At 68.3% G+C, this 25,517-nt stretch carries 23 protein-coding genes; 10 read left to right on the top strand and 13 right to left on the bottom strand.

Annotated elements, in window-relative coordinates; translation table 11 throughout:
• The first annotated feature begins 46 nt into the window (after nucleotides 1-46).
• The 6 genes from AC5P5X_RS12835 to AC5P5X_RS12810 are packed head-to-tail and all read left to right on the top strand — an operon-like array spanning nucleotide 47 to nucleotide 6,796.
• Complete coding sequence (locus AC5P5X_RS12835; protein ID WP_005414811.1) at nucleotides 47-736, top strand: RDD family protein; 690 nt, start codon at nucleotides 47-49, stop codon at nucleotides 734-736.
• Nucleotides 733-1,725 (top strand): stage II sporulation protein M, encoded by a 993-nt coding sequence (locus AC5P5X_RS12830; RefSeq protein ID WP_111189622.1) that lies wholly within the window; start codon nucleotides 733-735, stop codon nucleotides 1,723-1,725. The genes AC5P5X_RS12835 and AC5P5X_RS12830 overlap by 4 nt, the downstream gene beginning before the upstream one ends.
• Nucleotides 1,715-3,337 (top strand): DUF4129 domain-containing protein, encoded by a 1,623-nt coding sequence (locus AC5P5X_RS12825; protein WP_111189626.1) that lies wholly within the window; start codon nucleotides 1,715-1,717, stop codon nucleotides 3,335-3,337. The genes AC5P5X_RS12830 and AC5P5X_RS12825 overlap by 11 nt, the downstream gene beginning before the upstream one ends.
• Nucleotides 3,334-4,518, top strand: a complete 1,185-nt coding sequence (locus AC5P5X_RS12820) for a DUF4350 domain-containing protein (protein WP_111189621.1) — start codon at nucleotides 3,334-3,336, stop codon at nucleotides 4,516-4,518. The genes AC5P5X_RS12825 and AC5P5X_RS12820 overlap by 4 nt, the downstream gene beginning before the upstream one ends.
• Complete coding sequence (locus AC5P5X_RS12815) at nucleotides 4,515-5,501, top strand: AAA family ATPase (protein WP_111189620.1); 987 nt, start codon at nucleotides 4,515-4,517, stop codon at nucleotides 5,499-5,501. Before AC5P5X_RS12820 ends, AC5P5X_RS12815 begins: the two co-directional genes overlap by 4 nt.
• Nucleotides 5,498-6,796 (top strand): DUF58 domain-containing protein, encoded by a 1,299-nt coding sequence (locus AC5P5X_RS12810; RefSeq protein ID WP_024956133.1) that lies wholly within the window; start codon nucleotides 5,498-5,500, stop codon nucleotides 6,794-6,796. Before AC5P5X_RS12815 ends, AC5P5X_RS12810 begins: the two co-directional genes overlap by 4 nt.
• A gap of 151 nt (nucleotides 6,797-6,947) precedes the next feature.
• On the opposite strand, the gene AC5P5X_RS12805 is transcribed toward AC5P5X_RS12810, so the two are convergent.
• From AC5P5X_RS12805 to AC5P5X_RS12795, 3 genes are read right to left on the bottom strand one after another with little or no spacing between them, the layout of a single operon-like run.
• The gene (locus AC5P5X_RS12805) at nucleotides 6,948-7,595 is read right to left on the bottom strand and encodes a hypothetical protein (RefSeq protein WP_111189619.1); all 648 of its coding nucleotides are present in this window, start codon (nucleotides 7,593-7,595) and stop codon (nucleotides 6,948-6,950) included.
• Nucleotides 7,595-8,773, bottom strand: a complete 1,179-nt coding sequence (locus tag AC5P5X_RS12800; protein WP_049397686.1) for a glutathionylspermidine synthase family protein — start codon at nucleotides 8,771-8,773, stop codon at nucleotides 7,595-7,597. Before AC5P5X_RS12800 ends, AC5P5X_RS12805 begins: the two co-directional genes overlap by 1 nt.
• Nucleotides 8,774-8,780: 7 nt before the next feature.
• Nucleotides 8,781-9,353 carry a DUF1190 domain-containing protein gene (locus AC5P5X_RS12795; RefSeq protein ID WP_005411539.1) on the bottom strand — a complete coding sequence of 191 codons (573 nt, stop codon included), beginning with the start codon at nucleotides 9,351-9,353 and terminating at the stop codon, nucleotides 8,781-8,783.
• A 457-nt stretch (nucleotides 9,354-9,810) separates the two neighbouring features.
• Here AC5P5X_RS12795 and ilvD point away from each other — a divergent pair, with 457 nt between their 5' ends.
• A complete protein-coding gene (gene ilvD, locus AC5P5X_RS12790) occupies nucleotides 9,811-11,649 on the top strand; it encodes a dihydroxy-acid dehydratase (protein WP_049397685.1) in 1,839 nt (612 codons plus the stop codon).
• 138 nt (nucleotides 11,650-11,787) lie between these two features.
• A complete protein-coding gene (locus AC5P5X_RS12785; RefSeq protein WP_099524117.1) occupies nucleotides 11,788-12,405 on the top strand; it encodes a hypothetical protein in 618 nt (205 codons plus the stop codon).
• A gap of 168 nt (nucleotides 12,406-12,573) precedes the next feature.
• Here the strand turns inward: AC5P5X_RS12785 and dinG are convergent, their stop codons facing one another.
• The 3 genes from dinG to aroE all read right to left on the bottom strand — a co-directional run bounded on the left by dinG (nucleotide 12,574) and on the right by aroE (nucleotide 16,046).
• Complete coding sequence (gene dinG, locus AC5P5X_RS12780; RefSeq protein ID WP_005411541.1) at nucleotides 12,574-14,676, bottom strand: ATP-dependent DNA helicase DinG; 2,103 nt, start codon at nucleotides 14,674-14,676, stop codon at nucleotides 12,574-12,576.
• A 167-nt stretch (nucleotides 14,677-14,843) separates the two neighbouring features.
• Nucleotides 14,844-15,197, bottom strand: a complete 354-nt coding sequence (locus tag AC5P5X_RS12775) for a hypothetical protein (protein WP_005411542.1) — start codon at nucleotides 15,195-15,197, stop codon at nucleotides 14,844-14,846.
• 3 nt (nucleotides 15,198-15,200) lie between these two features.
• Entirely contained in the window at nucleotides 15,201-16,046 is an 846-nt protein-coding gene (gene aroE, locus AC5P5X_RS12770) for a shikimate dehydrogenase (RefSeq protein ID WP_033833778.1), read from the bottom strand.
• Nucleotides 16,047-16,095: 49 nt separating this feature from the next.
• Between aroE and AC5P5X_RS12765 the strand changes: the two genes are divergently transcribed.
• Entirely contained in the window at nucleotides 16,096-16,959 is an 864-nt protein-coding gene (locus AC5P5X_RS12765) for a TolB-like translocation protein (protein WP_111117681.1), read from the top strand.
• Between the two features lie 81 nt (nucleotides 16,960-17,040).
• Here the strand turns inward: AC5P5X_RS12765 and AC5P5X_RS12760 are convergent, their stop codons facing one another.
• The 4 genes from AC5P5X_RS12760 to AC5P5X_RS12745 form a co-directional block, all read right to left on the bottom strand.
• Entirely contained in the window at nucleotides 17,041-17,310 is a 270-nt protein-coding gene (locus AC5P5X_RS12760; protein WP_005411545.1) for a hypothetical protein, read from the bottom strand.
• 32 nt (nucleotides 17,311-17,342) lie between these two features.
• Complete coding sequence (gene hemB, locus AC5P5X_RS12755; protein ID WP_005414824.1) at nucleotides 17,343-18,332, bottom strand: porphobilinogen synthase; 990 nt, start codon at nucleotides 18,330-18,332, stop codon at nucleotides 17,343-17,345.
• 19 nt (nucleotides 18,333-18,351) lie between these two features.
• Nucleotides 18,352-19,269, bottom strand: coding sequence for a bestrophin family protein (locus tag AC5P5X_RS12750; protein WP_005411547.1), 918 nt, complete (start codon nucleotides 19,267-19,269; stop codon nucleotides 18,352-18,354).
• A gap of 122 nt (nucleotides 19,270-19,391) precedes the next feature.
• Nucleotides 19,392-19,640, bottom strand: coding sequence for a hypothetical protein (locus tag AC5P5X_RS12745; protein WP_005411548.1), 249 nt, complete (start codon nucleotides 19,638-19,640; stop codon nucleotides 19,392-19,394).
• A gap of 184 nt (nucleotides 19,641-19,824) precedes the next feature.
• On the opposite strand from AC5P5X_RS12745, the gene AC5P5X_RS12740 reads away from it, so the two are divergent.
• Nucleotides 19,825-20,283, top strand: a complete 459-nt coding sequence (locus AC5P5X_RS12740) for a hypothetical protein (RefSeq protein ID WP_005411549.1) — start codon at nucleotides 19,825-19,827, stop codon at nucleotides 20,281-20,283.
• A 171-nt stretch (nucleotides 20,284-20,454) separates the two neighbouring features.
• Here the strand turns inward: AC5P5X_RS12740 and AC5P5X_RS12735 are convergent, their stop codons facing one another.
• The 3 genes from AC5P5X_RS12735 to AC5P5X_RS12725 form a co-directional block, all read right to left on the bottom strand.
• Entirely contained in the window at nucleotides 20,455-22,254 is a 1,800-nt protein-coding gene (locus tag AC5P5X_RS12735; RefSeq protein WP_495215992.1) for a DUF885 domain-containing protein, read from the bottom strand.
• 342 nt (nucleotides 22,255-22,596) lie between these two features.
• Complete coding sequence (locus tag AC5P5X_RS12730; protein ID WP_005414826.1) at nucleotides 22,597-23,112, bottom strand: cytochrome c oxidase assembly factor Coa1 family protein; 516 nt, start codon at nucleotides 23,110-23,112, stop codon at nucleotides 22,597-22,599.
• A 25-nt stretch (nucleotides 23,113-23,137) separates the two neighbouring features.
• Complete coding sequence (locus AC5P5X_RS12725) at nucleotides 23,138-25,363, bottom strand: S9 family peptidase (RefSeq protein ID WP_043035573.1); 2,226 nt, start codon at nucleotides 25,361-25,363, stop codon at nucleotides 23,138-23,140.
• Between the last annotated feature and the right edge of the window lie 154 nt (nucleotides 25,364-25,517).

The following is a 25,517-nucleotide window of genomic DNA, read 5'->3' as shown; positions in this document are numbered from 1 at the left end:
CCAGCCGGAGAGGACTCCGGCGCCCACAACGAAGGCCACCGCGCTGATGGCCGCACCGATGCTCGATACCTACCGTGAGGTGGTGACGCCGGAGGGTGTGCTGCTCCAGTTGCCGGTAGCCGGACCGCTGCCGCGGGCCATGGCCTGGCTGGTCGATCTTGGCGTGCGCATCGCGGTACTGGTGCTGATGGCGATTCCGCTGGCGGTGCTGGACGAATTCGGCTCCGGCCTCAACCTGGTGCTGATGTTCCTGGTCTACTGGGTCTACCCGATCGTGTGCGAGGCGCTGTGGGGCCGTACCCTGGGCAAGCGCGCGCTGGGCCTGCGCGTGCTGTCCCGCGATGGCGCGCCCGTGGGCTGGATGGCGGCGATCACCCGCAACCTGCTGCGCACGGTGGACATGCTGCCGTTCGGCTACGCACTGGGCCTGGTCAGCAGCCTGTTCGATCCGCACGGCCGCCGCCTCGGCGACCTGGTGGCCGGCACCGTGGTGGTGCACGCGCCTGTGCTGTACCTGCCGCCGCCACCTACCATCGACAGCGTGCTGGCCCCGCCGCAGCCACTGCGGCCGGAGGAACAGGCCGCGCTGATGGCCTTCGCCGAGCGCGCGCCACGGCTGTCGGCGGCCCGCCAGCAGGAGCTGGCCGGCATTGCCGAGCCCCTGACCGGTACCCACGGCCAGGTCGCCGTGCTGCGCCTGTACGCCATGGCCAACTGGCTGCTGGGGCGGCGATGAAACAGGAACAGTTCGTCGCCCGCTACCAGCAGGAATGGCAGGAGCTGGAACAGTGGCTGCTGCTGCGTGCCGGCGCCTCGCGCCGCGCGCGCCGCAAGGCCAGCGGCCTGGCACTGGACGATACCGCCGCCCCGCAGCGCTACCGGCGCCTGTGCCAGCAGCTGGCGCTGGCCCGCGAGCGCGGTTACAGCCCGCAGCTGCTCCAGCGCCTGCAGCAGCTGATGCAGCAGGGCCACAGTGTGCTGTACCGCACACGGCCGACGCGCTGGCGCGCCGCGCTGGAATTCCTCGTGGCCGACTTCCCGCTGCTCGTGCGCAGCCAGGCACGCAGCATGTGGGTGGCGCTGGCGATGTTGGCCCTGCCGGCAATCGCCTGCTTCGTGCTTGTACAGGTCTATCCGGACCTGATCCATACGTTGATGGACAACCGCCAGATCGCCGCGATGGAGCGCATGTACGACCCTGCCGCCGAACGATTGGGCCGCGACAGCGGTACCGACTGGATGATGTTCGGCCACTACATCCTCAACAACATCAGCATTGCCCTGCGCACCTTCGCCAGCGGCCTGCTGGCCGGGCTGGGTACGCTGCTGGTGCTGCTGTTCAACGGCGTCACCATCGGCGCGGTGGCCGGCCACCTGCAGCACATCGGACACGGTGGACCATTCTGGCGCTTCGTGGCCGGCCATGGCGCGTTCGAGCTGACCGCGATCGTGATCGCCGGCGGTGCCGGCCTGCAGCTGGGCATGAAGCTGCTGGCACCGGGCCGGCGCAGCCGCCTGGACGCGCTGGTCGACGGTGGCCGCATCGGTGCGCGGCTGTGCCTGGGCGTGGCGTTCATGCTGCTGGTCGCAGCCTTCATCGAAGCGTTCTGGTCGTCGATCGCCGAAGTCCCCGCATGGACCAAGTTCGGCGTCGCCGGAGTGCTCTGGGCCGGCGTGCTGCTGTGGCTATGGCGTGGCGGGCGTGGAGGCGGCCATGCGCATTGACCGTCTGGACGTAGTGCTGCGTGCACGCAGCGGCTGGGAAGCGATGGAGCTGGGCAGTGCCCTCGCCCGCCGCCATGCGCGCGCCGTGTGGGGCAGCTGGCTGCTGGCCAGTGCTCCGTTGTTCGTGATCTTCAACGCGCTGGGATGGTGGCTGGATGCCTTCGGCTGGGCCTGGCTGGCGATGTGGTGGTGCAAGCCACTGTTCGAGCGTGCGCCGCTGTATGTGCTGTCGCGCGGCATCTTCGGCGAACCGGTCAGCACACTTTCGGCCCTGCGTGCGCAGCGCCACTGGGGCAACACTGGTTCCTGGGGCTACCTGGGCTGGCGTCGCTTCAGCGTGCTGCGCAGCCTGTGCCTGCCGGTGAACCTGCTGGAAGGCAACGCACCGGGCCAGCGCGGTCCACGCCGCCGTGCCGTGGCTGCCGGCGCCGCAGGTGCGGCGACAGTGCTGACCGTGACCTGCATGGCGTTCGAAGCGGTGCTGGTATCTGGTGCCATCGGTGCAGTGTTCATGTTCATGCCACTGGACCTGATGTCCGAATCCTGGCGTGCGGCGTGGGACATGATCGGCAAGGACACGCCGGCATGGGCACGCTTCGGTTTCAATCTGGCCTGCTGGCTGGCCTCGGCGCTGATCGGCCCGTTCTTCGTCGGTGCGGGCTTTGGCCTGTACTTGAACCGGCGTACGCAGATGGAAGCCTGGGACGTCGAAATCGCCCTGCGCCGCCTGCGCGATCGCCTGCTGCCGGCGGCATCGACGCTGGCGCTGCTGCTGTGCCTGGCACTGCCACTGGTCTCCGCCCCGGTGCACGCGCAGGACGCAGATGCCGAGCCCGGGCGCGCAATGGGCAAGCCCAACGCCAGTGACATCGCCGCCGAAGACGACGACGATGAACCGACCATCGACCCGGCCAACACGCCGGCCATCATCTTCGGTGGCACGCCGGTGGACACCGCCGGTTTCCGTCAAGCGGTTAACCGCGCCTATGAGGACCCGCTGCAGCGCCCGACCCGCGAGGTCACCCGCTGGAAGCCGATCGAGCAGGCCGAGGAAAAAAAGAAGGAAGACAAGCAGCTGCAGCGTGACACCAACAGCAAAGGTGAACGCAAAGCGCGCAGGGACGGCATCGCCTGGCTGGCACGGCTGGCCGAATGGGGCCTGTGGGGCCTGCTCGGCATCCTGCTGCTGGTGCTGCTGCTGACCGCGCGGCTGTGGCTGCCATGGCTGCGTGGCAGTGGCCGGCGCAAGGCCGACGCTGCACCGAAGGTGCTGGAGGAACAGGTGGAGTTGCCGGTGGTGCTGCCGCCGGACGTGGCCACCCAGGCTGGCCTGCTCTGGGACCAGGGCCGGCCGCGGCAGGCGCTGGCCCTACTGTACCGCGCCAGTGTGCGCACGGTGGGCGAGCGCAGCGGTATCGCGCTTCCACCTGGTGCCACCGAAGCGCAATGCCTGCGCGCGTCGCGGCGCATGCCTGATGCCAGCGATCGTGACCTGTTCGCGCGCATCGTGCGCATGTGGCAGTACGCCGCCTACGGTGGCCGCCTGCCCAGCCGCGCCGATTTCGATGCATTGGCCGATACCCTGCGCCAGCAGTACGGGTGGCAGGCATGAGTCCGCGCCTGTTCTGGTCGCTGCTGCTCGGTGCATTGGTGCTGTTCGGTGTACCGCTGACCATCCTCTACCTGCGCACGCACGAACGGGTGACCGAGACGATCCGGCTGCCGCCACAGGGCGAAGCCGCCTACAACCCGCTGTACGTACTCGGCCAGGCCCTGCGCGCCGATGGCATTGACGTGCACTCGCGGCCACGGCTGGAACTGCAGCAGATGGCACTGCGGCCGAACGATACGGTAGTGCTGCTGCAGGACAGCAGCGAACTGCCGCCGCCCGTTGCCAGCGCGTTGCTGGACTGGGTCGACGGTGGCGGCCACCTGCTGGTACGTACACCGCCGCCGGCCGAGGACGATGCCGGCAGCACGCAGGGCCCCTTGCTGGACCGGCTGGGCGTGGACAGCCTGTTCCAGCGCAGCGACTGCCAGCCATTCCATGTCGACGACGATCCTGGCCACGTTGAATTCTGTGGTGGCCGCCGCTTCACCCTGGGTTTTGCCGCCAGTGCGCAGGCCGAACGTCGCTGGGGCACGGATCGCGACCTGGTGTTCGCGCGCCTGCGCCATGGCCAGGGCAAGGTGAGCGTGCTGGCCGACATGGAGTTCATGCGCAGCGAGGTGGACTCACCTGCGGCGCGCCTGGCCTCCGCAGGGGGCAAGGCCAGCGACGGCCTGCACGACGCGTCGCATCGCGACCTGACCCGCTACCTGCTCGATCCGAACTACGGCAAGGGTGCGGTCTGGCTGGTCTATGCCAGCCGCCCGCCGTCACTGTGGTCGCGCATGTTCTATCAGGGCTGGCCGCTGTGGGCACCGTTGCTGCTGGCCCTGCTGGGTTGGCTGTGGGGCCGCTCGCAGCGCTTCGGCAGCCTGCTGCCGTCGCCGGTTCTGGAACGCCGTTCGCTGCTGGAGCACGTGCGCGCCAGTGGTGAACTGCTGCTGCGCTTCGGTCACGGCGCGCGCCTGTACGAGGCCGTACTCGCCCTGTTCCTGCACCGCCTGCGCCTGCGCGCACCGGTTGCCGCCGCACTCGATGGCGCGCCGCGCGATCAGGCCATCGCCGAGCTGCTGAAGTGGCCGCAAGGCCGCGTTGCCAGCGCGCTCACGCCCCCTCCGCCGCACGATTCCTCCGCCCTGCGCGAGCGCATCCGCTTGCTGCTCCAGATGAGATCCCTGCTATGACCGAAGTCCCCGAGCTGCCGGCGGCCGCCAACGCCCGCCTGATCGAACGCGTCGATGCCATCCGCGATGCCGTCGGCCACGCCTTCATCGGCCAGGCTGATGTGCTGGACCAGATCCTGGTGGCCCTGCTGGCCGGTGGCCACGTGCTGATCGAGGGCGTGCCCGGGCTGGGCAAGACCCTGCTGGTGCGCGCGCTGGCCCAGGCACTTGAGCTGGACTACGGTCGCGTGCAGTTCACCCCCGACCTGATGCCCAGCGACGTCAGCGGCCACGCGGTGTACGACCCGAAGAGCGAGAGCTTCAAGATCCGTCGTGGCCCGGTGTTCACCAACCTGCTACTGGCCGACGAGATCAACCGCGCACCGGCCAAGACCCAGTCGGCGCTGCTGGAAGTGATGCAGGAAGGCCAGGTGACCATCGAAGGCAAGGCCTTCACCCTGGCGCCGCCGTTCATGGCGCTGGCCACGCAGAACCCGCTGGAACAGGAAGGCACCTACCCGCTGCCGGAAGCACAGCTGGACCGCTTCCTGCTGAAGGTGCTGATCGACTACCCGCAGCTGGAGGACGAGAAGCGCATGGTGACCGCGATCACCAGCGGCCGCGCCGCCAGCGATTTCGACCTGAGCCAGGTGCCGCGCGTGCTCGGCGCCGGTGAGCTGCTGGAACTGCAGCGCGCCACGGCGGCGATCACCGTCGATGACGAAGTGATCGACTACGCGGTGCGGATTGTGGCGGCCACGAGGCAGTGGCCGGGTATCGGGGTCGGCGCTGGCCCGCGTGGCAGCATCGCGCTGGTACGTGCCTCGCGCGCGCAGGCGGTGTTGGCCGGCCGTGACTTCGTCACCCCCGACGACGTGCGCGACATCGCGCGCCCCGCGCTGCGCCATCGCATCGCGCTGGCACCGGAACTGCAGATCGAAGGCCAGGACGCCGACGACGTGCTGGGTGCACTGCTGGCCAAGGTGGAAGCACCGCGCCGATGAGGCCGGCCCCGCTGCTGCTGGCGCTGCTGCTGGCCTGGGCCGCCCTGGGTGGCCTGGTGCTGGGCGGCCTGCTGCCGCGCTGGAGCTGGGCGCTGGCCGCGGTGGCGATTGCCGTGCCAGCGTTGATGGATCTGTGGCGGCAGACGCGGCGTCCATCGCCGCAGATCCAGCGTGAGCTGCCCGAAGCGCTGGCACTGGGCGTGCGCCGCGAGGCCGCGCTGCGGCTGCAGGCGGACGCATCGATGACGGTGCAGGTGTTCGACCTGGTCCCCGGCGGCTGGCCGCTGGAGTCGCTGCCGCAGCGCGTGCGCCTGAAGGCCGGCAGCGCCTCCACCCTGCACTACCACCTGCAGCCGCTGCAGCGCGGGCGCTTCCGCTTCGAAGGCGTGCACCTGCGCATGCGCTCGCCGTGGCGGCTGTGGTGGCAGCAACGCACGCTGCCTCCCGCGCTGGACGTGCGTGTCTATCCGAACTTCGTACCGCTCACCCGCTTCGCCCTGTTCAGTGCCGACCAGGCCTCGCGGCTGGTCGGTGCACACGTGAAGCGCCGCCGCGGTGAAGGCACCGACTTCCACCAGATGCGCGAGTACCGCATCGGCGACAGTCTGCGCCAGCTGGACTGGAAGGCCACCGCGCGTGCGCGCAAGCTGGTCTCGCGCGAGTACCAGGACGAGAAGAACCAGCAGCTGCTGCTGATGCTCGACAGTGGCCGCCGCATGCTGGCCAGCGAGGGCGGGCTCTCGCACTTCGATCACGCATTGAATGCCTCGCTGGTGGTGGCCTACCTGGCGCTGCGCCAGGGCGATGCTGCCGGCCTGTTCGCCACCGGTGGCGAGCGCCGCTGGGTGGCACCGCAGCGTGGCATGGGCACCGTCGAGCACCTGCTGCGTGCCAGCTACGACCTGCAGCCGCGCGCGGTGGCCACCGACTACCTGGCCGCCGCCACCGAAGTGTCGCTGCGCCAGCGCCGGCGCGCGCTGGTGATGCTGGTCAGCAACGTGCGCGACGAAGACATCGAGGATCTGCTGGCGGCGGTGCGCCTGCTGCAGAAACGCCACCTGGTGTGCGTGGCCAGCCTGCGCGAGCGCGAACTGGATGCTGTCCTCGATGAAGAGGTGCAGTCGCTGGAGGACGCGGCACAGGCCGGCGCCGCGGCGCTGTACCTGCAGCAGCGCGCGAAAGCGCATGAAGCGCTGCGCAGCGAGAAGGTGATGGTGCTGGACGTGACCGCCGACGCCCTGCCCGGTGCACTGGTGGAGCGCTATCTGGCGGTGAAGCGCGAAGGGTTGCTCTGATACCAGGAGCGGTTGCCGGCCAGCGGCCGGCACTATCCCCTGTAACAACCGGTGCATCGCTCTGGTGGGTGCCAACCTTGGTTGGCACGAGACCCAAAGCGCCGACCAGGGGCGGCATTTACCAGCAACGGTTGCCTGCCAGCGGCCGGCATTACCCCTGCAACAACCGCCGCTGCAATCGCTCCACCGCGCGCTGCAGCAGCACCCGGTTGCGGGCCAGCTTCATCCACTGCGGCAGGCGCGAGAACATGGATCGGTGATGGCCGCGGCTTTCGCGCAATGTCGCGCTCGCGTACTCGTGCAATGCCTGCAGATGTTCAGCGTTATAGGCCCAGAGCAGGCCTGCGCGGGTCTGTTCGACCAGGCACAGCGGCAATCCGAAGTGCGGATCGGCAGGCTCGGCATCACGCAACGGACGCACCGAGACCGAAACATCGGTACTACGATCACATTGCGCGCATCGAGCAGCGAAGGACGCCGGTGCAGGAACGCCAGCGGGAACCCGACGACGCACGTGCAGCCACTGATGCCCACAGAATCCACAAGGTTGGCGGCCCAGCATGTAGACCGCACCGACCCAATCACCACTGTCCAGTGCAGAACTGCAGCCGGTGCAGCGGAATCGCGCGGTCCACCGGTAGGGTTCCCAGCTGGCGACCACCCAGCCGGGGGTGTCGCAGCGATGGCAACGCACCGCGACGCGGTCCGCGAAGGCCTGCAGGCTGCGCCCGTCATCGAAATGCCGACCCGGCACGGGCGTGGGACGCCCATGCCGGCCAGGCCAACGCCGCACCGTCATCAGACGTAGATGCGCGTCGGCGCCTCATCCACGATCGCATGCGGCACGAAGCGCGCACTGTCACGGGTGATCGCGCTGTCGTCTTCGCGGATGCCGATGCCGCAGGCGTGGTCACCCACCACCCAGCTGCCGATCAGCGGATAGCCGCCTTCGAAGCGGGTGAGCGGATGGGCGCGCTGGATGATCGCCGGGCCATCGTAGGGACCGTCGCTGCGCTGGGTGCTGCCATCGGCCAGATGCATCTCGATGTTCGCGCCTTCGCGCGAGAACAGCGGCTTGCGCACCCAGCCCGACGCCAGCGTGCTGCCGTCATCGAAATGCGCTTCCAGCAGGTTCGGATGGCCCACGTTGCGCTGCCACAGCAGCGGCAGGATGCCCTTGTTGCTCAACACCGCCTTCCACGCCGGCTCCAGCAGCTGCACGCCCGAGCCGGGCAGCGCGCGGCCGAATTCCTCGGCCATCAGGTCTTCCAGCGGGTACAGCTTGAACAGCGTGCCGATCACCGAATCGTCCAGCGCGGTGAAGCGGCCGTCCTCGGACAGGCCAATGTCCTCGATGGCGATGGCCTGGCCATGCAGGCCGGCCTGCGAGGCGCAGTCGCGCAGGTAGTCGACGGTGCCGCGGTCTTCTTCGGAACTGCCCACCGCGCTGAAATACAGCGGCGGTGGCAGCTGCGTGGCCAGTTCGCCGAAACGCTCGACCAGCGCTTCGTGAATCGCGTTGAACTGGTCGGCGTGCTGCGGCAGGCGACCGGCGTTGCGCTGGTCTTCCAGCCACTGCCATTGGAAGAAGCTGGCCTCGAACAGCGAGGTCGGCGTGTCGTAGTTCAGTTCGTACAGCTTGGCCGGGCCAGTACCGTCGTAGGCCAGGTCCAGGCGACCGTACAGATGCGGCTGGCGCTGGCGCCAGCTGTCGGCGATCCAGTCGCGGTAATGCGACGGAATCGCCAGCTGGTCCATCAGCCGTTCGCTGGCGATGACATCGCCGACCAGGTCCAGCGCCATCTGGTGCAGCTCGGCGCTGGGGTCTTCGATGTCCTGCTCGATCTGGCGCAGGGTGAACGCGTAGTACGCGCTTTCGTCCCAGTACGGCTGGCCGTCGATGGTGTGGAAGCGGAAACCCGCCTCTTCCGCGCGCGCCCGCCATTGGGCACGCTCGGCAATCCGGATGCGCTGCATGGGTCGATCAGCCGCCGTAGCTGCCGCTGCTGCTGCGGCGCGCGCTGGTGTTGCCGAAGCCACCACGGCTGGCAGTGACCGCACGGTTCGGTTCGCTGGTGACCGGGGCCAGGCCGGCCTTGCCCGCGCCGATGCCGCTGGCGGTGTTCAGGCCACCGGTGCCACCCGGTGCCGGGCGCGCCCAACCCGCGTTCTTGTCCTGGTAGGCCGGCGCCGACGCCGGTGCCTGCGGTGCCAGGCCTCCGCGGTTGCTCAGCATCTGCGACATGAAGAAGCCCATCATCATCGGGCCGATGAACGAGGTACCGGCCGAGGTGTGCTGCTGCACGCACTGCTCCGGCTTGTAATCCTTCTCGCAGGCTTCCCTGCTGGCGTACTTCGGCGCCGCATCGGCGGCCTGCTTCTGCGCTTCGGCGAAGGCATTGCGGCACGACGACGGATCGCCGGTGGCCTCGGTGCAGGCCTCGACCGACGTGTACAGGCCTTCCTGCACCTTCACCTCCGGCTCCTTCTGGCAGGCGGTGAACAGCAGCGGCGCGGCGCTCATCAGCAGCAGCGCGGTGGTGCGGGAACGTTTCATGGCCTCATGCCCTGTCGACGGATCAATGCCCCAATGATGCCAAATCCGGGCCAGCAACCGGAATCGGCAAAGTCCGAAAGATGAACGGACCTTCATTTTCGTCGTTCCAATCAGGAATCGGGGGTCAGAGCCCGTCGCGCAGCAACGGGATCCGACCCCGTCAGATCGCAGGAAACTGTCGAAGGCGGGGTGGGTCCGGTTGCGGGGGCGTGAGCGCCATGGATGGCGCGACCGAGGCTACATGGACGTACTTGCGCCGTCCCCCGCAGCCGGACCCACCCCGCCATCCCACGGATAGCCCAGCTGTTGCTGTTGAGGTTGCCGGCCAGCGGCCGGCACTACCCCGGGTGCAGGGCGCAGCCCTGCCGCTCTCTCCCCGGTGGTTGCAGCAGCAACCGAAAAAATTGGCCATGATCGGCTGACCCCCACGTCGTACGGCCCGCCCGTTCCGCCAGCCATGCCCGAATACCGTTCCCGCACCTCCACCGCCGGCCGCAACATGGCCGGAGCCCGCGCCCTGTGGCGTGCCACCGGCATGAAGGACGGCGACTTCCACAAGCCGATCATCGCCATCGCCAACTCCTTCACCCAGTTCGTGCCCGGCCACGTGCACCTGAAGGACCTCGGCCAGCTGGTCGCGCGCGAGATCGAGCAGGTCGGCGGCGTCGCCAAGGAATTCAACACCATCGCCGTGGACGACGGCATCGCGATGGGCCACGACGGCATGCTGTATTCGCTGCCCAGCCGCGAGATCATCGCCGACGCCGTGGAGTACATGGTCAACGCGCACTGTGCCGACGCGCTGGTGTGCATCAGCAACTGCGACAAGATCACCCCCGGCATGCTGATGGCAGCGCTGCGCCTCAACATCCCGGTGGTGTTCGTTTCCGGCGGACCGATGGAAGCGGGCAAGACCAAGCTGTCCGAGCACAAGCTGGACCTGGTCGATGCGATGGTGGTGGCTGCCGATGACAGCGCTTCCGACGAGAAGGTGGCCGCGTTCGAACGCAGCGCCTGCCCCACCTGCGGCTCCTGCTCGGGCATGTTCACCGCCAACTCGATGAACTGCCTGACCGAAGCACTGGGCCTGTCGCTGCCGGGCAACGGCACCACGCTGGCCACCCATGCCGACCGTGAGGCGCTGTTCCGCCGCGCCGGCCGCCTGATCGTCGAACTCTGCCATCGCTGGTATGGCGGCGAAGACCCGAGCGCGCTGCCGCGCGGCATCGCCACCCAGGCGGCGTTTGCCAATGCGATGACCCTCGACATCGCCATGGGCGGCTCCACCAACACCATCCTGCACCTGCTGGCCGCAGCGCAGGAAGCGGAGGTCGACTTCGACCTGACCCACATCGACGCGCTGTCGCGGCGCGTGCCGCAGCTGTGCAAGGTGGCGCCGAACACACCGAAGTACCACATCGAGGACGTGCACCGCGCCGGCGGTGTGTTCGGCATCCTCGGTGAACTGGACCGCGCCGGCCTGCTCGAAACCACGGTGCCGACCGTGCACAGCGCCAGCCTGGCCGAAGCACTGGAACGCTGGGACGTGGTGCGCAGTGACAACGACACCCTGCATACCTTCTTCAAGGCCGGCCCGGCCGGCATCCCCACCCAGGAGGCCTTCAGCCAGGCCACGCGCTGGCCGACGCTGGACGTAGACCGCGCCGAGGGCTGCATCCGCTCGCTGCAGCATGCGTATTCGCTGGAAGGTGGGCTGGCCGTGCTGCGCGGCAACCTGGCCGTGGATGGCTGCGTGGTGAAGACCGCCGGCGTGGACGAATCGATCCATGTGTTCGAAGGTCCCGCGCGTGTCTATGAAAGCCAGGACGCCGCCGTCGCCGGCATCCTCGCCGACGAAGTGCAGCCGGGCGAGGTGGTGGTGATCCGCTACGAAGGCCCGAAGGGCGGCCCCGGCATGCAGGAAATGCTGTACCCGACCAGCTATCTGAAGTCGAAGGGACTGGGCAAGCAGTGCGCACTGCTCACCGACGGCCGCTTCTCCGGCGGCACCTCCGGCCTGTCGATCGGCCATGTCTCGCCGGAAGCCGCCAGCGGGGGTGTCATCGGCCTGGTGGAAGATGGCGACCGCATCCGCATCGACATTCCGGCCCGCCGAATCGACCTGCTGCTGGATGAGACCACGCTGGCCCAGCGCCGCAGCGACGCCGATGCGCGTGGTTGGAAGCCGCGCGCGCCGCGCCCACGCAAGGTCACCAGCGCGCTGAAGGCCTACGCCCTGCTGGCCACCAGCGCCGACAAGGGCGCCGTACGCAACACCGCGCTTCTGGGCGATTGACCGCCATACGGTAGTGCCGGCCGCTGGCCGGCATCTGTACTGCGACGCCCCACATCAATGAGGTTGCCGGCCAGCGGCCGGCGCTACCCATCCTGATCCGTTATGGTGGTCCAGGGAGTCACCAACACGGAGGTTGAGATGATGTTGCTTTCCTTTGCGCTGGCCGCTGCCATGGGCGCGTCTGCGGAGCCGCCCAAAGCCCCCGACTGCAGCTACGACCGTGCAGCGATGCTGGCGATGGAACCTGGTCGATTCGATCAGGACCTGGCAGGTGGCTGGCGCCCGCTGGCCGACCGTGGCTGTACCCGCGAAGCGGCCGACCTGCTGTCCGCCTATGGCGCTCTGCCCAAGGCAGAAGGCAACGTCATCATCACCTGGCATGAGGGCCAGCTGCGCGCGGAGCTGGGGCAGACCGCGCAGGCGATCACGCTGATGGAACGCAGCCACAAACCCGTGAACGCGGGCGACCCGGGTTACTGGAATGCCTACGTGGACGGCATGGTCGCGTTCCTGCGCCAGGACCGCAGCGCCCTGGAGAAGGCTCGTGCGAGGCTGGTCGCAATACCGACGCCCACCGCGATGGCGGAGAACATCAGGGACGGCCGCTACCACTTCACCACCGAGGGCGGGCAGCAGGTGCAGATGCCGTGGCCACCGAACCTGGATGTGCTTGATGGGCTACTGCGCTGCTTCGGCAAACCATACACGGAGGCCTATGGACCAGGCTGCCGGACGCCTGAAACAGGCACCCGGTAACCATCAAGCGCCGCTGTCCGATCGTCAGCCCGTGCGGTAGTGCCGGCCCCTGGCCGGCATCTGTACAGTGCTCGCAAAAAAGGGGACGGAGGGAATTAAGTCGTTTGTGGCTAAAACGACTTAATTCCCTCCGTCCCCTTTTTGCCGGCCAGCGGCCGGCACTACCGGTCAGCCGATCACACGCTTGAACGGCGGCAGCGCGTCGATGATGCGCTTGCCGTAGCGGCGGGTCAGCAGCCGCGAATCGAGGATGATCACGCGGCCGGTGTCGGTGGAAGTGCGGATCAGGCGGCCTGCGAACTGGGTCAGCGTGCGCAACGCATGCGGAATGGCGATCAGATTGAAGGCATTCAGCCCACGCCCCTCGAACCATTCGCTGAGGGTGGCGGTCTGCGGGTCGGTCGGAACCGCGAATGGCACCTGGGTGATCACCACCGTGGTGCAGGCTTCACCGGGCAGGTCGAGGCCTTCGCCGAACGAGTTCAGTCCGAACAGCACCGAACCCTCGCCTGCGGCCACGCGGCGCAGGTGCTCGTCGATCAGCCGGGTCTTGGACATCTCGCCCTGCACCAGCACCTGCTTGCGGCGCGCGGCCGACATCAGCCCAGCCACCTTCTCCATCTTCCAGCGCGAGGTGAACAGCACCATCGAGCCCTTGGCCCAGTCCAACTCGGTGTCGAGGTAGCGCGCCACTTCACGCGGGTGGCCCTCGCGGTCGTCTGGAGTGACCGGGAATTTCGGCACGATCAGTTCGGCCTGGTTGGGCAGGTCGAACGGTGACGACAACGAGACCATCTCGGCCTCTTCCGGAATGCCGTTGTCGATCGCCAGCGACTGGAAGTCGCCACCGCCGGTCAGCGTCGCCGAGGTCATCACCACCGAGTCCACTTCATCCCACAGCAGCTTGCGCAGCACGTGCGCGGCCGAAACCGGCGAGCCGTGCAGCACCAGGTCGCCGTCGCGGGTGGCGGTGACCCAGCGCGCCATCGGCGGCGCACCGTCCTTGTCTTCGCGACGCCAGGCCTGCCACAGGTTGTACTGCTGCTCGATCATTTCCAGCGCCATGCCCAGGTTGCGCTGCAGGCGCTCGCGCGCGGCATCGTCCGGCTTGCCCTTGGCCACCTGCGCGGTGGCGGCGTGCGCCCAGTTGTAGAGGCTGCGGGTATCGTCAGCCAACGCCTCGATCGGCTCGCGCCAGGCCTCGGGCAGTCGCCCATTGGCCGCGCGCCACATCGGCTCTTCGTCCGCCGGCGCCGGCATCCACACGCGCTCGATATGATCGCGGAACGCGCGCAGCTGCTTGGCCACGTTGCTGGCCACCTCGATCGCTTCGTTCGGCAGCAGGTTGCCAAGGCGATCCTTGTCCACCGCGCGGTAGGCGCCAGCGATCAGGATCTGCAGGCGGCCGGTACGCTTGGCCATCTCGTCCAGCGCCAGGCTGGCCGCGCCCTGGTCGATCGCCACGTTGCCGATGTGATGGCCTTCGTCCAGCACCAGCAGCATGTCCGACGGCGGTGCGATCAACGGCTGGCCGTTGTCGCTGTCGCCGATCGACAGCGCCGACAGCAGCAGCGCGTGATTGGTGACCACGATCTGCGCGTCACGCACGGTGTTGCGCGAACGCAGTACCGCGCACTGTGCCGAGTACGCACAACGGCGCCCCGCGCAACCCGAGGCCGGCGTGGTGATGCGGCTGCGCAGGCCGGGGCTGATCGTCTCCGGTGCGTTGTCGATATCGCCATCCCAGCTGCCGCTGGTGAAGGCGTCGGTCAGGCGCTTGGCGATGTCCATTTCGATCGGCGCCAGCGGCCGGTCGAACAGCGGCGCGTCATCCTCGAACATGCCGCCCTGCGAGCCCTCGCCCTGCGCCTCGGCGGCATTGCGCGTGCACAGGTAGCGGGTACGGCCCTTGGCCAGCGCCACGGTCGCCTCCAGGCCGGTGGCTTTCAGGAAATTCGGGATATCGCGCTCGACCAGCTGCGACTGCAGCGCCACGGTGCCGGTGCTGATCACCAGCTTCTTCTTGCTGGCCAATGCGATCGGCACGCCTGCGGTGAGGTAGCCCAGGCTCTTGCCGACGCCGGTGGGCGCCTCGACCACGCCGACGCCACCGCTTTTCGACAGCGCACGCGACACCACGCCGATCATCTGGCTCTGCGAGCGACGGGTGGAAAAGCCGGGGGTATTGGCCTGCAGCGTCGTGTACGCCTTGCGGATCGCGTCCTTCAAGGTGTCATCGAGGGTGCGCGGAGCGGCGACGGTTTCGGTCACGCCGGGAATTACCGTAGCTGGATCAGGCCGGGCATTGTCGCATGGCCGGCCGCATTCACCGCCGCTGGGACCCTGAACGGGCCAGCGACGACGCCCGCTGGCGGTCCCGGTCCAATGGCCGGACCATCCCAGGGGCAGATACGCCGGGCATGGCCCGGCGCGACCGGTCAGGCGGCCGGGAGCGTACGGGTACGCAGCAGGCGCACCAGCGCCCACACCACCAGCACCACACCGATGGCCTCGACCATCGCCAGCGCGAAATGCAGCACGCCGAGGATGGCACTCAAGCTGGACACGGCACTGAAATCACCGCTGCGGACCATCCACATCGGCAGGATGCCCGCCGCCATGCCGCCGAGGCTGGCCAGCAGCAACAGCAGCAGGCCGACCAGGGCACCGGTGCGGGTGGCATCGCGCGGTGCGCCGACCACCCAGACCAGGCCCACGCACAGCGCGATCAGCACCGGCAGGCGCACGCCCACCATGCTCAGCACCGTGACCAGCAGGGTTGTGCCGTCCATCGATCAGTCCTCGCCGGCCAGCACGGCCGAGCCCTGGCGCAGCGACTGGTAGACCTCGTCGGTCTGCGGGCGCACACCGTGCCACTGCAGGAAACTCTCAGCGGCCTGCTCGACCAGCATGCCCAGGCCATCGACCGTATTGCGGCACTCTGCGGCGCGCGCCCAGGCCAGGAAGGCGATCGCCGCTTCGCCGTAGTTGAGGTCGACGGCGGTGGTCATCGAGTTGACCAGCGACAGCGGCAGCTTGAACTCGACGTCACGGTCGCGGCCGGCCGAGGTGGCGTTGACGATCAGTTCGAAGTCACCCAGATCACGCAGGTCTTCCCAGTAGCGGCTGATCGCGCGACCCGGCTCACCCATCGCATCGATCAGTTCATCGGCGCGTTCCGGCGTGCGGTTGACCACCACCAGCTCGGTGATGCCGGCATCAAGCAGCGCCGGGGCGACGCTGCGCGCGGAGCCACCGGCACCGATCAGCAACATGCGGCGGCCACGCAGGTCCAGGCCATGGCGGTCGGTCAGGTCACGCACCAGGCCGATGCCGTCGGTGGTGTCGCCATGCCAGCGGTCGCCCTTGCGCAGCAGCGTGTTGACCGAACCGGCGCGGCGCGCGCGTGCGGTCAGGGTGGTGCACACCGAGAACGCGGCCTCCTTGTGCGGCGAGGTGACGTTGGCGCCGACACCGCCGTCGGCGGCGAAGGCCTCCAGGCCGGCCAGGAACGCCTCCGGGGCCAGGTCGATCGCGCGGTAATCCACCGCGATGCCTTCCTGGCGACCGAACGTCGCGTGGATCTGCGGCGACTTCGAGTGGGCAACGGGGTGTCCGAAGACGGCGTAACGGTCGGTCATGGAATCCTCAAGCTGGCTAGACTGATGCTCTGTTCGTGCATGGAACCGGATGATGCGCATCACCCTGCCCCTGCTGGTGCTTGCCGCCAGTCTACTCTCTGCCCCCGTGGCGATGGCGTTGAACGAGTACGGCATCGAAGGCATGGGCGTGGTCTCGACCCGTGCCGACGAGGGCCGCGCCACGATCAGTGCCGACGGCCAGCGCATCGTCTTCGCCCGCCGCGGCGAAGCCGGCTGGGGCCTGTGGGAGGCGCGCGTGGTCGATGGCCGCTGGCAGCAGGCGCAGGCCCTGCCGGTAGGCGTGGCCGGCGAGGCCCGCGATCCCTACTTCAGCCGCGACGGCCGCTGGCTGTTGTTCGCCGCCGGCCGCGAAGGCGCGCTGGCGCTGTACCGGGCTGCGGTGGAAGCCGATGGCCGGCTGGGCAAGGCGCACCCCATGGCCGGCGACGGTGGACGCCACGAAGAGCGCGGGCCGGCCCTGAGCGCGGACGGCACGCGGCTGCTGTTTGCCCGCCAACAGGGCCGTGGCGCCGGCTGGAACCTGTTCGTGGCGACGCTGGATGCGCAGGGCATGCGCGGCCCGGCCACCGCATTGACAGCGTTGAACAGCGCCGATGACGAGACCGACGGCGACTGGCTGGGCAACGATGGCGCAGTGGTGTTCATCCGCGGCAACGGCACGACCGCACAGGTGTGGAGCAGCGGCTGCGCGTGGAGTGGCGCGGCCCTGCAACCGTTGGGACTGTCGTTCAACCAGACCGGCGGCTGGACCGGCGCGCCGGTGATCGACAACGCCAAGCCAGGCGAAATGATGGTGGCCAGCAGCGCGGCCAGGGCACCGCGTGCCGGTGGCGTGGACGTGTACCGGTTGGCGGTGCCGAAGGTGGCGGCGGTGGCCGGGTGCGTGCGGTAGATCCACGCCGCGCGTGGATGCGCCCGCGAAGGGGTCAGAGCCCTTTCCTGCGGAAAGGGATCCGACCCCCGGCATTGCCCGTCAGCGCGACAACACCTTGGCGCGCAACTGCTCGTACTCCATCTCGCTCAGCTGGCCATTGTCCTTGCGCTGGTTCAGCGCGGCCAGCTCGGCCTGCACGCTGTCCGGCAGGGCCTGCTCACGGGCCACGTGGCGGGCGGCGGAGAGCTGCTCCGGTGGGCGCTTGCCCGCGCGCCACGCGGCGATGAAGACACCGACGATGATGGCGCCGAACACCAGCGTGCCGGTGCCCCAGATCAGCCATTGCATCCATCCCAGTTCGGGTCCCATCGCGCAGTCCTCCGTCTATCGTGGCGCTATTGTCAGCGCTCGCGCAGCCATCGCGCCACCTGCGGCGCGAAATAGGTCAGCACGCCATCGGCACCGGCCCGCTTGAAGCCCAGCAGCGACTCCAGCACGCAGGCGCGCTCGTCCAGCCAGCCGTTGGCGAAGGCGGCCTTCATCATCGCGTACTCGCCACTGACCTGATAGGCGAAGGTCGGCACACCGAATTTTTCCTTCACCCGGCGCACCAGGTCCAGGTACGGCATGCCCGGCTTGACCATCACCATGTCGGCGCCCTCTTCCAGGTCCAGCGCGATCTCGCGCAGGGCTTCGTCGCCGTTGGCCGGGTCCATCTGGTAGGTCTTCTTGTCGGCCTTGCCGAGGCTGGCCGCGCTGCCCACCGCATCACGGAACGGACCGTAGAACGCCGAGGCGTACTTGGCCGAGTAAGCCATGATGCGCACGTTGACGTGGTTGTCGGCATCCAGCGCACGGCGGATCGCGCCGATGCGGCCATCCATCATGTCCGACGGCGAAACGATGTCGACGCCGGCTTCGGCATGCGATACCGACTGCTTGACCAGCGCTTCGACGGTGATGTCGTTCAGCACATAGCCCTTGTCATCGATGATGCCGTCCTGGCCGTGGGTGGTGTACGGGTCCAGCGCCACGTCGGTCATCACCCCCAGTTCCGGGAAGCGCGACTTCAGCGCGCGGATCGCGCGTTGCGCCAGGCCGTCCTCGGCCCACGCCGCCGATGCATCCAGCGATTTCAGCGACGGGTCGATCACCGGGAACAGGTCGATCACCGGAATGCCCAGCTCCAGCGCCTCTTCGGCCACCTTCAGCAGTTCTTCGATCGACAGCCGCTCCACGCCCGGCATCGACGGCACTGCGGTGCGGCCGGCCAGTTCGTGCACGAACACCGGGTAGATCAGGTCATCGGTGGTCAGCGTGTTCTCGCGCATCAGGCGGCGCGAGAACTCGTCGTGGCGCATGCGGCGCGGGCGGTACAGCGGGTGGGACATGGCAGGCTCCGAGGAGTGGCTATTGCAACAGGTAGCCCTGCGGCAGCAGGGGTTCGGGCAACGGGCGTTCGCCGAGCGCATCGAGCTGGTCGATCTCGATCGTGCGCACCAGCGCGTCCAGCGGCAGATCGTTCGGCTCAAGGCCGAAGGGGTCTTCCATTTCTTCGCCCAGCTGGTCCAGGCCGAAGAAGGCATAGGCCAGCACCGCCGACAGCACCGGCGTGCCCCAGCCCAGCGAACTGGCCAGGCCGAACGGCAGCAGCACGCAGAACATCCACGCGCAGCGGTGCAGCAGCAGGGTGTAGGCGAACGGCAGCGGCGTGGTGAGGATGCGCTCGCAGCCGGCCTGGATCGACGACATCGCGTGCAGGCGCTCTTCCAGCTGGGTGTAGAGGATGGGCTCGAGCTGGCCGGCGCGCAGCGCATGCGCCAGTTCGGCCGCGATCATCGCCAGCAGTGCATCGGGCACGTTCTCGCGCTGGCCCAGCTGTTCGCGCTGGCGCTTGTCCAGCCACGGCAGTGCTGCCAGGGCGACGATGCGACCACGCAGTCGCGCCGCCAGCGCATGGGCGAACGCGGTGGTGAGGTAGGCGACGCGACGACGACGGCCCGCGTCGTCGGCCAGCAGCAGGTTTACCTGGCGCGCCAGCGAACGCGATTCGTAGACCAGCTGGCCCCACAGCTTGCGTCCTTCCCACCAGCGGTCGTAGCAGGCGCTGTTGCGGAAGCTGAGGAAGATCGACAGCACCAGGCCAAGCAGGGTGAACGGGGTCACCGACACGCGTTCGATGCCGGTGGGGGGCGCCAGTTCGACCACCGCAGCCACGGCGATGGACAGGATCAGGATGGCCAGCACCTTCGGCGCGATCGCTTTGACGATCGAACCGCGCAGGATGTACAGAAGTTGCCAGCCGTGGGGACGGGGTCGGATGATCATGGGGCAGCCGCGCGGGGCGCGGATTCACAGGCACGCGGGGGGCTCGCGCAGCCATTCATTGTACGCCCCCGCCCGGCCATCGGCCGTCTGCCTGCGACGCCCTGTCGCACCCGGGACCGGGCTCAGACCACGCCGCCGCCCAGGCCAAGACGCAGGATGCCGACCACCACCACGATACCGTTCAGGACCAATCCGGCCCACGCCCGACCACGCTTGCTCGGGTGGGTGAACAGGATGCCCAGCGCGGCGATCACCGCACCGACCGCGGCGAACGGGATCAGGAACCAGTTGCCCCAGCCCAGCAGCGGAATCAACGCCAGGATCATCCACAACAGCGCCAATACGCCCCACAACAGACTGATCACACCCATGCCGCTCTCCCGCAGTTGGTTCCTGGCCCCACCATAATCGTTCCCGTTGCCGCCGCCTACTGCCATTGGCGGGGCTGTCACCCGACCCGTGCTAGCGTGCTGTCGTGCGTGCCCCGGCCCGGGTGTTGGCGCCGATTCAGAGTGGCCCGCCGATCATCGCAACCAGTCCTGCAGGGGAAGTGCCATGAACATCCGTTGGGCCGCGTTGGCGGCCACGCTGCTGGTCGCCGCCGGCTGTGCCAGCACCTCCAAGGTGATGCTGGGCCGCGCGCGCGCACCGATCGATCCGGCGCTGGTGCAGATCTATTCGACGCCACCGGCCGGCTCCCAGGAAATCGCCCAGCTGGAATCGTCTTCCGCCGTCGGCTTCGGCACCCAGGGCCAGACCGACGCCGCGGTGGCCCGCCTGAAGCGTGAAGCCGCAGCGCTGGGCGCCAACGGCGTGGTGCTGATGGGCGTGGGCAGCAGCGGGTCGCCGGTAGGCATGTCGGTGGGCGCGGGCACGTTCGGCTCGCACGTCGGTGGTGGCGTCGGCATCGGGATTCCGACCACGCAGAAGCGCGCCGCAGGCGTCGCGATCTGGGTGCCGAATCCGGCACCGCCGGCGCGGTTGCCGACACAGGTGATTACCCCGCAGCGGTGACGCAGCAGCGTCACCGGGGTAGTGCCGGCCGCTGGCCGGCACATCCCTGCAACAGCCAACACATCGCTCTGGTGGGTGCCAACCTTGGTTGGCACGAACCCACAGCGCCGACCAAGGTCGGCATCTACCAACACCGGTTGCCGGCCAGCGGCCGGCACTACCGGAGGGTGTTCAGCGCTTGTACTTCGGTACGAACACCTTGTTCACCGCGTCGGCCAACTGGTCCGGCGGCAGCAGGCCCTGGTCGAGCAGGAAGTTGTTGAACGCCAGGCGGTCGAACTTCGCACCCAGCGCCAGTTCCGTCTGCATGCGCAGTTCCAGGATGCGGGTGTAGCCGTAGAAGTAGCTACCGGCCTGGCCCGGCATCCGCACCATGTAGCGGTCCAGTTCCTGCGTGGCCATCGCCTTGGACAGGCCGACCTGCTCCATCAGCACGCGCTCGCCGTTGGCACGGTCGGTCAGGCCGAGGTTGAGCATCGGGTCGAGCATCGCGCGCGCGGCGCGCAGCAGGCGGAACTGCAGGGCGATCATCTGCCCGTCCAGCGGCTCGTACGGCACCATCTCGGCTTCGGCGTACAGCGCCCAGCCTTCCACGTTCACCGAATTGAACGCGAACATGGTGCGTGCCAGCGACACACCACGCTCGACCATCGCGGTGAACTGCAGCTCGTGGCCGGGGCGGACTTCATGCGCGCTCAGCGTCCATGCTGCCGCACCGAAGTTGAAGTCGTCGTACTGCGCGCCCGGGCCCGCTGCCGGGTTGCCCAGCGGCAGCACGAAGGTGCCCTGCTGCCCGGTGTTGTTGACCAGCGGGGCCGGCAGGAAGTGCGGGGCCGGGCTGGCCGCGCTCTCGGCGGCCGAGCCAAGGCGCATCTGCATGGCGCGCTTGGGCACGTCCACGATGGCGTGCTCGCGGATCAGCGGATCGATCGCATCGATCACCTTGCGGTAGTGGCCTTCCAGATGATCGTCGGCGATCTTGTCGGCCTTCAGCGCGCGGATCACCGCCACCGGATCGCTCGGGTCGGCCACCTTCAGCCCCTTGTCCTTCACCACCAGCGGTGCCAGCTGCTGCATCGCCGAGCGGGTTTCCATGAACTCCAGCTGTGCGCGCTGCATCAGCAGCTTCGGGTCGATGTCGATGCCGACCTGCTTGAGCTGGTAGGCGTACAACGGCGCCGGCAGGCGTGCGTCGGCACGTGCCTTCGGCAGTACCTCCTTGCGGGTCCAGGCGGCGTAGTCCTTCATCTGCCCGGCCAGCGCCTTCATTGCTTCATCGGCGCCGGCAATCTGGTACTTCTTCAGCAGCGACTCGATACCGGTGATGTAGGTCTCGACGTTGTCCAGCGACTGCTGCACTTCAATCTTCGTCGGCTGCAACAGGCTGCTGTCCTTCAGCCGTTCCTCGTAGCGCTGGCGCGCCAGCGTGGTGAAGGCGGTGCCGCCCGGCTGCAGGCCGGCATAGGCCTTGAGGCGGTCGACCGCCTTGGCCCGGCGCTCCGCTGGCACCTGGTCGGACAGCAGCAGGTTGAGGCCGCTGAACACGGTCTGCGGCGCATCGCTCCACGGCAGCAGGTACTTCTCGTTGAGCTCGCTGCCTTCGATGTTCTGGCTGGCGGCGTGGATCATGATTTCCAAGTCCTGGCGGACATTGGGATCCTTCTCGACGGCCAGCTTTGCCTTCAGTTCGTCGCGTGCCTTGGCCATGGCAGCGCGGTAGCGCTTGCCGTTGTCCGGGCCGAGATCGGCCACCTTGTCGTCGTAGCCGGGCACGCCGAAGAAGCCGGTTTCCTCCGGCTGGAACGGGCCCTGGGCGTCCAGCAGAATCTGCGCCAGCGCATTGCTGCGGGCGACCCAGGCCGGGCTGGCCGGGGTGGCGGCCTTGGCGGAGGGTGCCGCCAGCGCCGGTGGTGCGGACAGCAGCGGTGCGGCAGTCAGGGCCAGGGCAACGGCGAGCGCAATCGGCTTCATGGGACACTCCAGCAAAGGGTTGCCCGCACCCTACGCGCTCACGGCGATGGCGACAATCGGCGGGAAGTCATGGCGGGCTGGTTGTGCAGCCGGGCTCCGCGGAAACCTGGCGGGAGTAGAGTCGATTGTCAGTCGACCATCGCGCGCAGCGCGGGGTTTTTCGCTGTCTGATCGAAGAGCAGTCGACTGACAGTCGACTCTACCCCGGTCGACCATCGCGCGCAGCGCGGGGGTTTTCGCTGTCTGATCGAAGAGCAGTCGACTGACAGTCGACTCTACCCGGTCGACCCTACCCGGTCGACTCTACCCAGTCGACGTCCCGCAGTCGCCTGCGCCCGGAGGTCAGAGCACGGCGGTCAGCGGGCATTCGCCGCGATCACGGCAGGCCTTCAGCTCGCACTCCTGCGCGGCCTCGTCGTCATCCAGCGCCGTCAGGTCGAAGGTCTGCTTGTCCTCGCCCAACACGTACATCACCGGGTAGTCCCACACGTCATCGCGACGGGTACCCTGCACGAACAACCGCCCGTGCGCATGCGGTCCTTCCAGGGCTACGGTCAGGCCGACATCACGCTGGCCGTTGATCGCCGTCTGCATGCTGCCCAGCGGCATCGACTCGATGTTCAACGGCTCACCGAACGCTTCCACCAGTTCAATACTGCAGCCCGCCCGCCGCAGCGCCTCGCGCATCGGCGGGCTCTCGCGTGCTGCCTCGCTCCAGCGCAGCACGCTCCAGGTCACCACACCCCCTGCACCACCCAGCACCAGCACCACCATCAACGGCATCGCCCAGCGCCAGTGGCGGCACCACCAACCGGCGGATGCCGGGTCGTGGGCGGGAATCGGCGGTGGCAGGGTCATCGGCGGGCTCCTTCCCGTTTCTGGATCAGGGCTTGAGGCAACGTCCCAGGAAGGCTTCGGCCACGCGGTAGCGATGCAGGGCATCGGCGCCGGACAGGCCATGCTTGGCACCCGGGTAGGTCATCAGCTCGAACGGCTGTGCACGCTTCTGCAACGCGCTCATCAGGCTGGTCGAATTGGTGAACAACACGTTGTCGTCGGCCATGCCGTGGATCAGCAGCAGCGGCGAGCGCAGGCCATCGATATGGGTCAGCACGCGCGCTTCGCGGTAACCCGCTTCATTGCGCGCCGGCAGGTCCATGTAGCGTTCGGTGTAATGGCTGTCGTACAGGCCCCAGTCGGTCACCGGCGCACCGGCCACGCCACAGGCGTACTGGTTCGAAGCCTTGGCCAGCAGCATCAGGGTCATGTAGCCGCCGTTGGACCAGCCCTGCACGCCGATGCGCGCCGGGTCCACCCATGGCTGCTGCTTCAGCCAGGCCACGCCGCGCAGCTGGTCGGTCACTTCCACCGTGCCCTGCTTGCCATACAGCGCACCACCGAAGTCGCGGCCACGGCGCGGGGTGCCACGGTTGTCCAGCGAGAACACCACGTAGCCCTGCTGGGCCAGGTACTGGTTGAACAGGTGGTCGCCACGGCCGGGCCAGCTGTCGGTGACGGTCTGGCTGGCCGGGCCACCATAGACGTACACCGCCACCGGGTAGCGCTTGGACGGATCGAAGCCGGCCGGCTTGATCAGGCTGTAGTTCAGCGGGGTCTTGCCGTCGGCAGCCATCAACGTGCCGAACTCCACCGGGCGCTGCGCATCGCGGTAGCGCGCATACGGATGCTTGGGATCGGCCAGGTCGTTCTCGAGCAGGGTGGCGATCTTCTCGCCATTGGCGCGGAACAGTTCGATCTGCGGCGGCGTGGTGCTGTTGGACCAGCTGTCCACGTAGACGCTGGCGTTGCGGGCGAAGCTGGCGCTGTGCATGCCCGGCGCCTTCGACAGGCGCTGCGGCTCACCGCCCTGCAGCGACACCGCGTAGATCTGGCTTTCGCGCGAACTTTCGATGCCGGCACGGAAGTAGGCCTTGCCGGCCTTTTCATCGACCGCCAGCAGCTCGTCCACCGGCCAGTTGCCGTGGGTCAGCGCGGTGGCCTTGCCCTTGCTGTCGATGCGGTACAGGTGCTGGAAGCCGGTGCGTTCGGACGACCACAGCACGCTGCCATCGTCGAGGAAACGCAGGCTGTTGTGCAGCGGCACCCAGGTCGGGCTGGTCTCGTGGGCGAGCACGCGCTGGCGGTTGGAGTCGAGTGCCACTTCCACCAGGTCCAGCTGCTTCTGGTCACGCGACTGGCGCTGGAAGCTCAGGTGCTGCGCATCGCGCCAGTCCACGCGGGCCAGGTAGATGTCCTGTTCCTTGCCGAGGTCGACCCAGCGCGGCTGCGCATCGGCGGCCGGTGCGATCACGCCCAGCTGCACGCGCACGTTGGCGTCGCCGGCGGCCGGGTAACGCTGTTCGATCACATCGGTGCGGTCGGCGTAGACCTCGTAGCGCTTCTGCACCGGCACCGGTGCCTCGTCGATGCGGGCGAAGGCGATGGCCGAATCGTCCGGTGCCCACCAGTAGCCGGTGTGGCGGTCCATTTCTTCATCGGCGACGAACTCGGCAACGCCGTTGCCGATGGTGGTGCTGCCGTCGCGGGTCAGCTGCAGCTGCCTGCCGCTGGCCAGGTCGATCACCCACAGGTTGCGGCCGCGGATGAAGCTGACGAAGCCGCCCTTGGGCGACAGCTTGGCGTCGGTGGCGAAGCCTTCACCATGGGTCAGCTGGCGCACCGCCGCCTGGCCCTGCTGCTTGAGGTCGTACAGGTACAGCTCGCCGCCCAGCGGGAACAGCAGGCGCTGCGCGTCCGGCGACCACTGGTAATCGACGATGCCGGTCATCGCGGCGATGCGCTGGCGCTCGCGGCGGGCCTTCTCCTCGTCGCTGAGGGTCTCGGTGCCGGGCAGCACCACCTTGGAATCAACCAGCAACCGGGTCTGGCCACTGTCGATGTCGTAGGTCCACAGGTCCAGCTGGTTGCGGTCGCTGTCCTTGCCGCGCAGGAAGCTGACCTGCGAACCGTCGGGCGCCACCTTCGGCTTCATCAGGGTTGGGCCGGACAACGGCAACGGGCCGGTGATGGCTTCCAGGGTCAGCTTTTCAGCGTGGGCGGCGGTACTGGTGGCGAGCATGAGGGCGAGCGAAGCGAACAGGTGGCGCATGGAGGATCCCGGCAAACGGCAGGTCCGCCCCCGCGATGGACGCGGAGCGGTCGTCCCCCATCCTAACCAAGCCTGTGCGGGAAGGCAGCATGACCTTCTGCCCATGGCCTGGTGCTGGGGTCAGAGCCCTTTGCGCTGCAAAGGGATCCGACCC

This window comes from Stenotrophomonas sp. YJH_SMC_91 (assembly GCF_059368495.1).
Note: the sequence above shows the minus strand (reverse complement) of the source record. Positions and strands in the feature narration are given on the sequence as shown.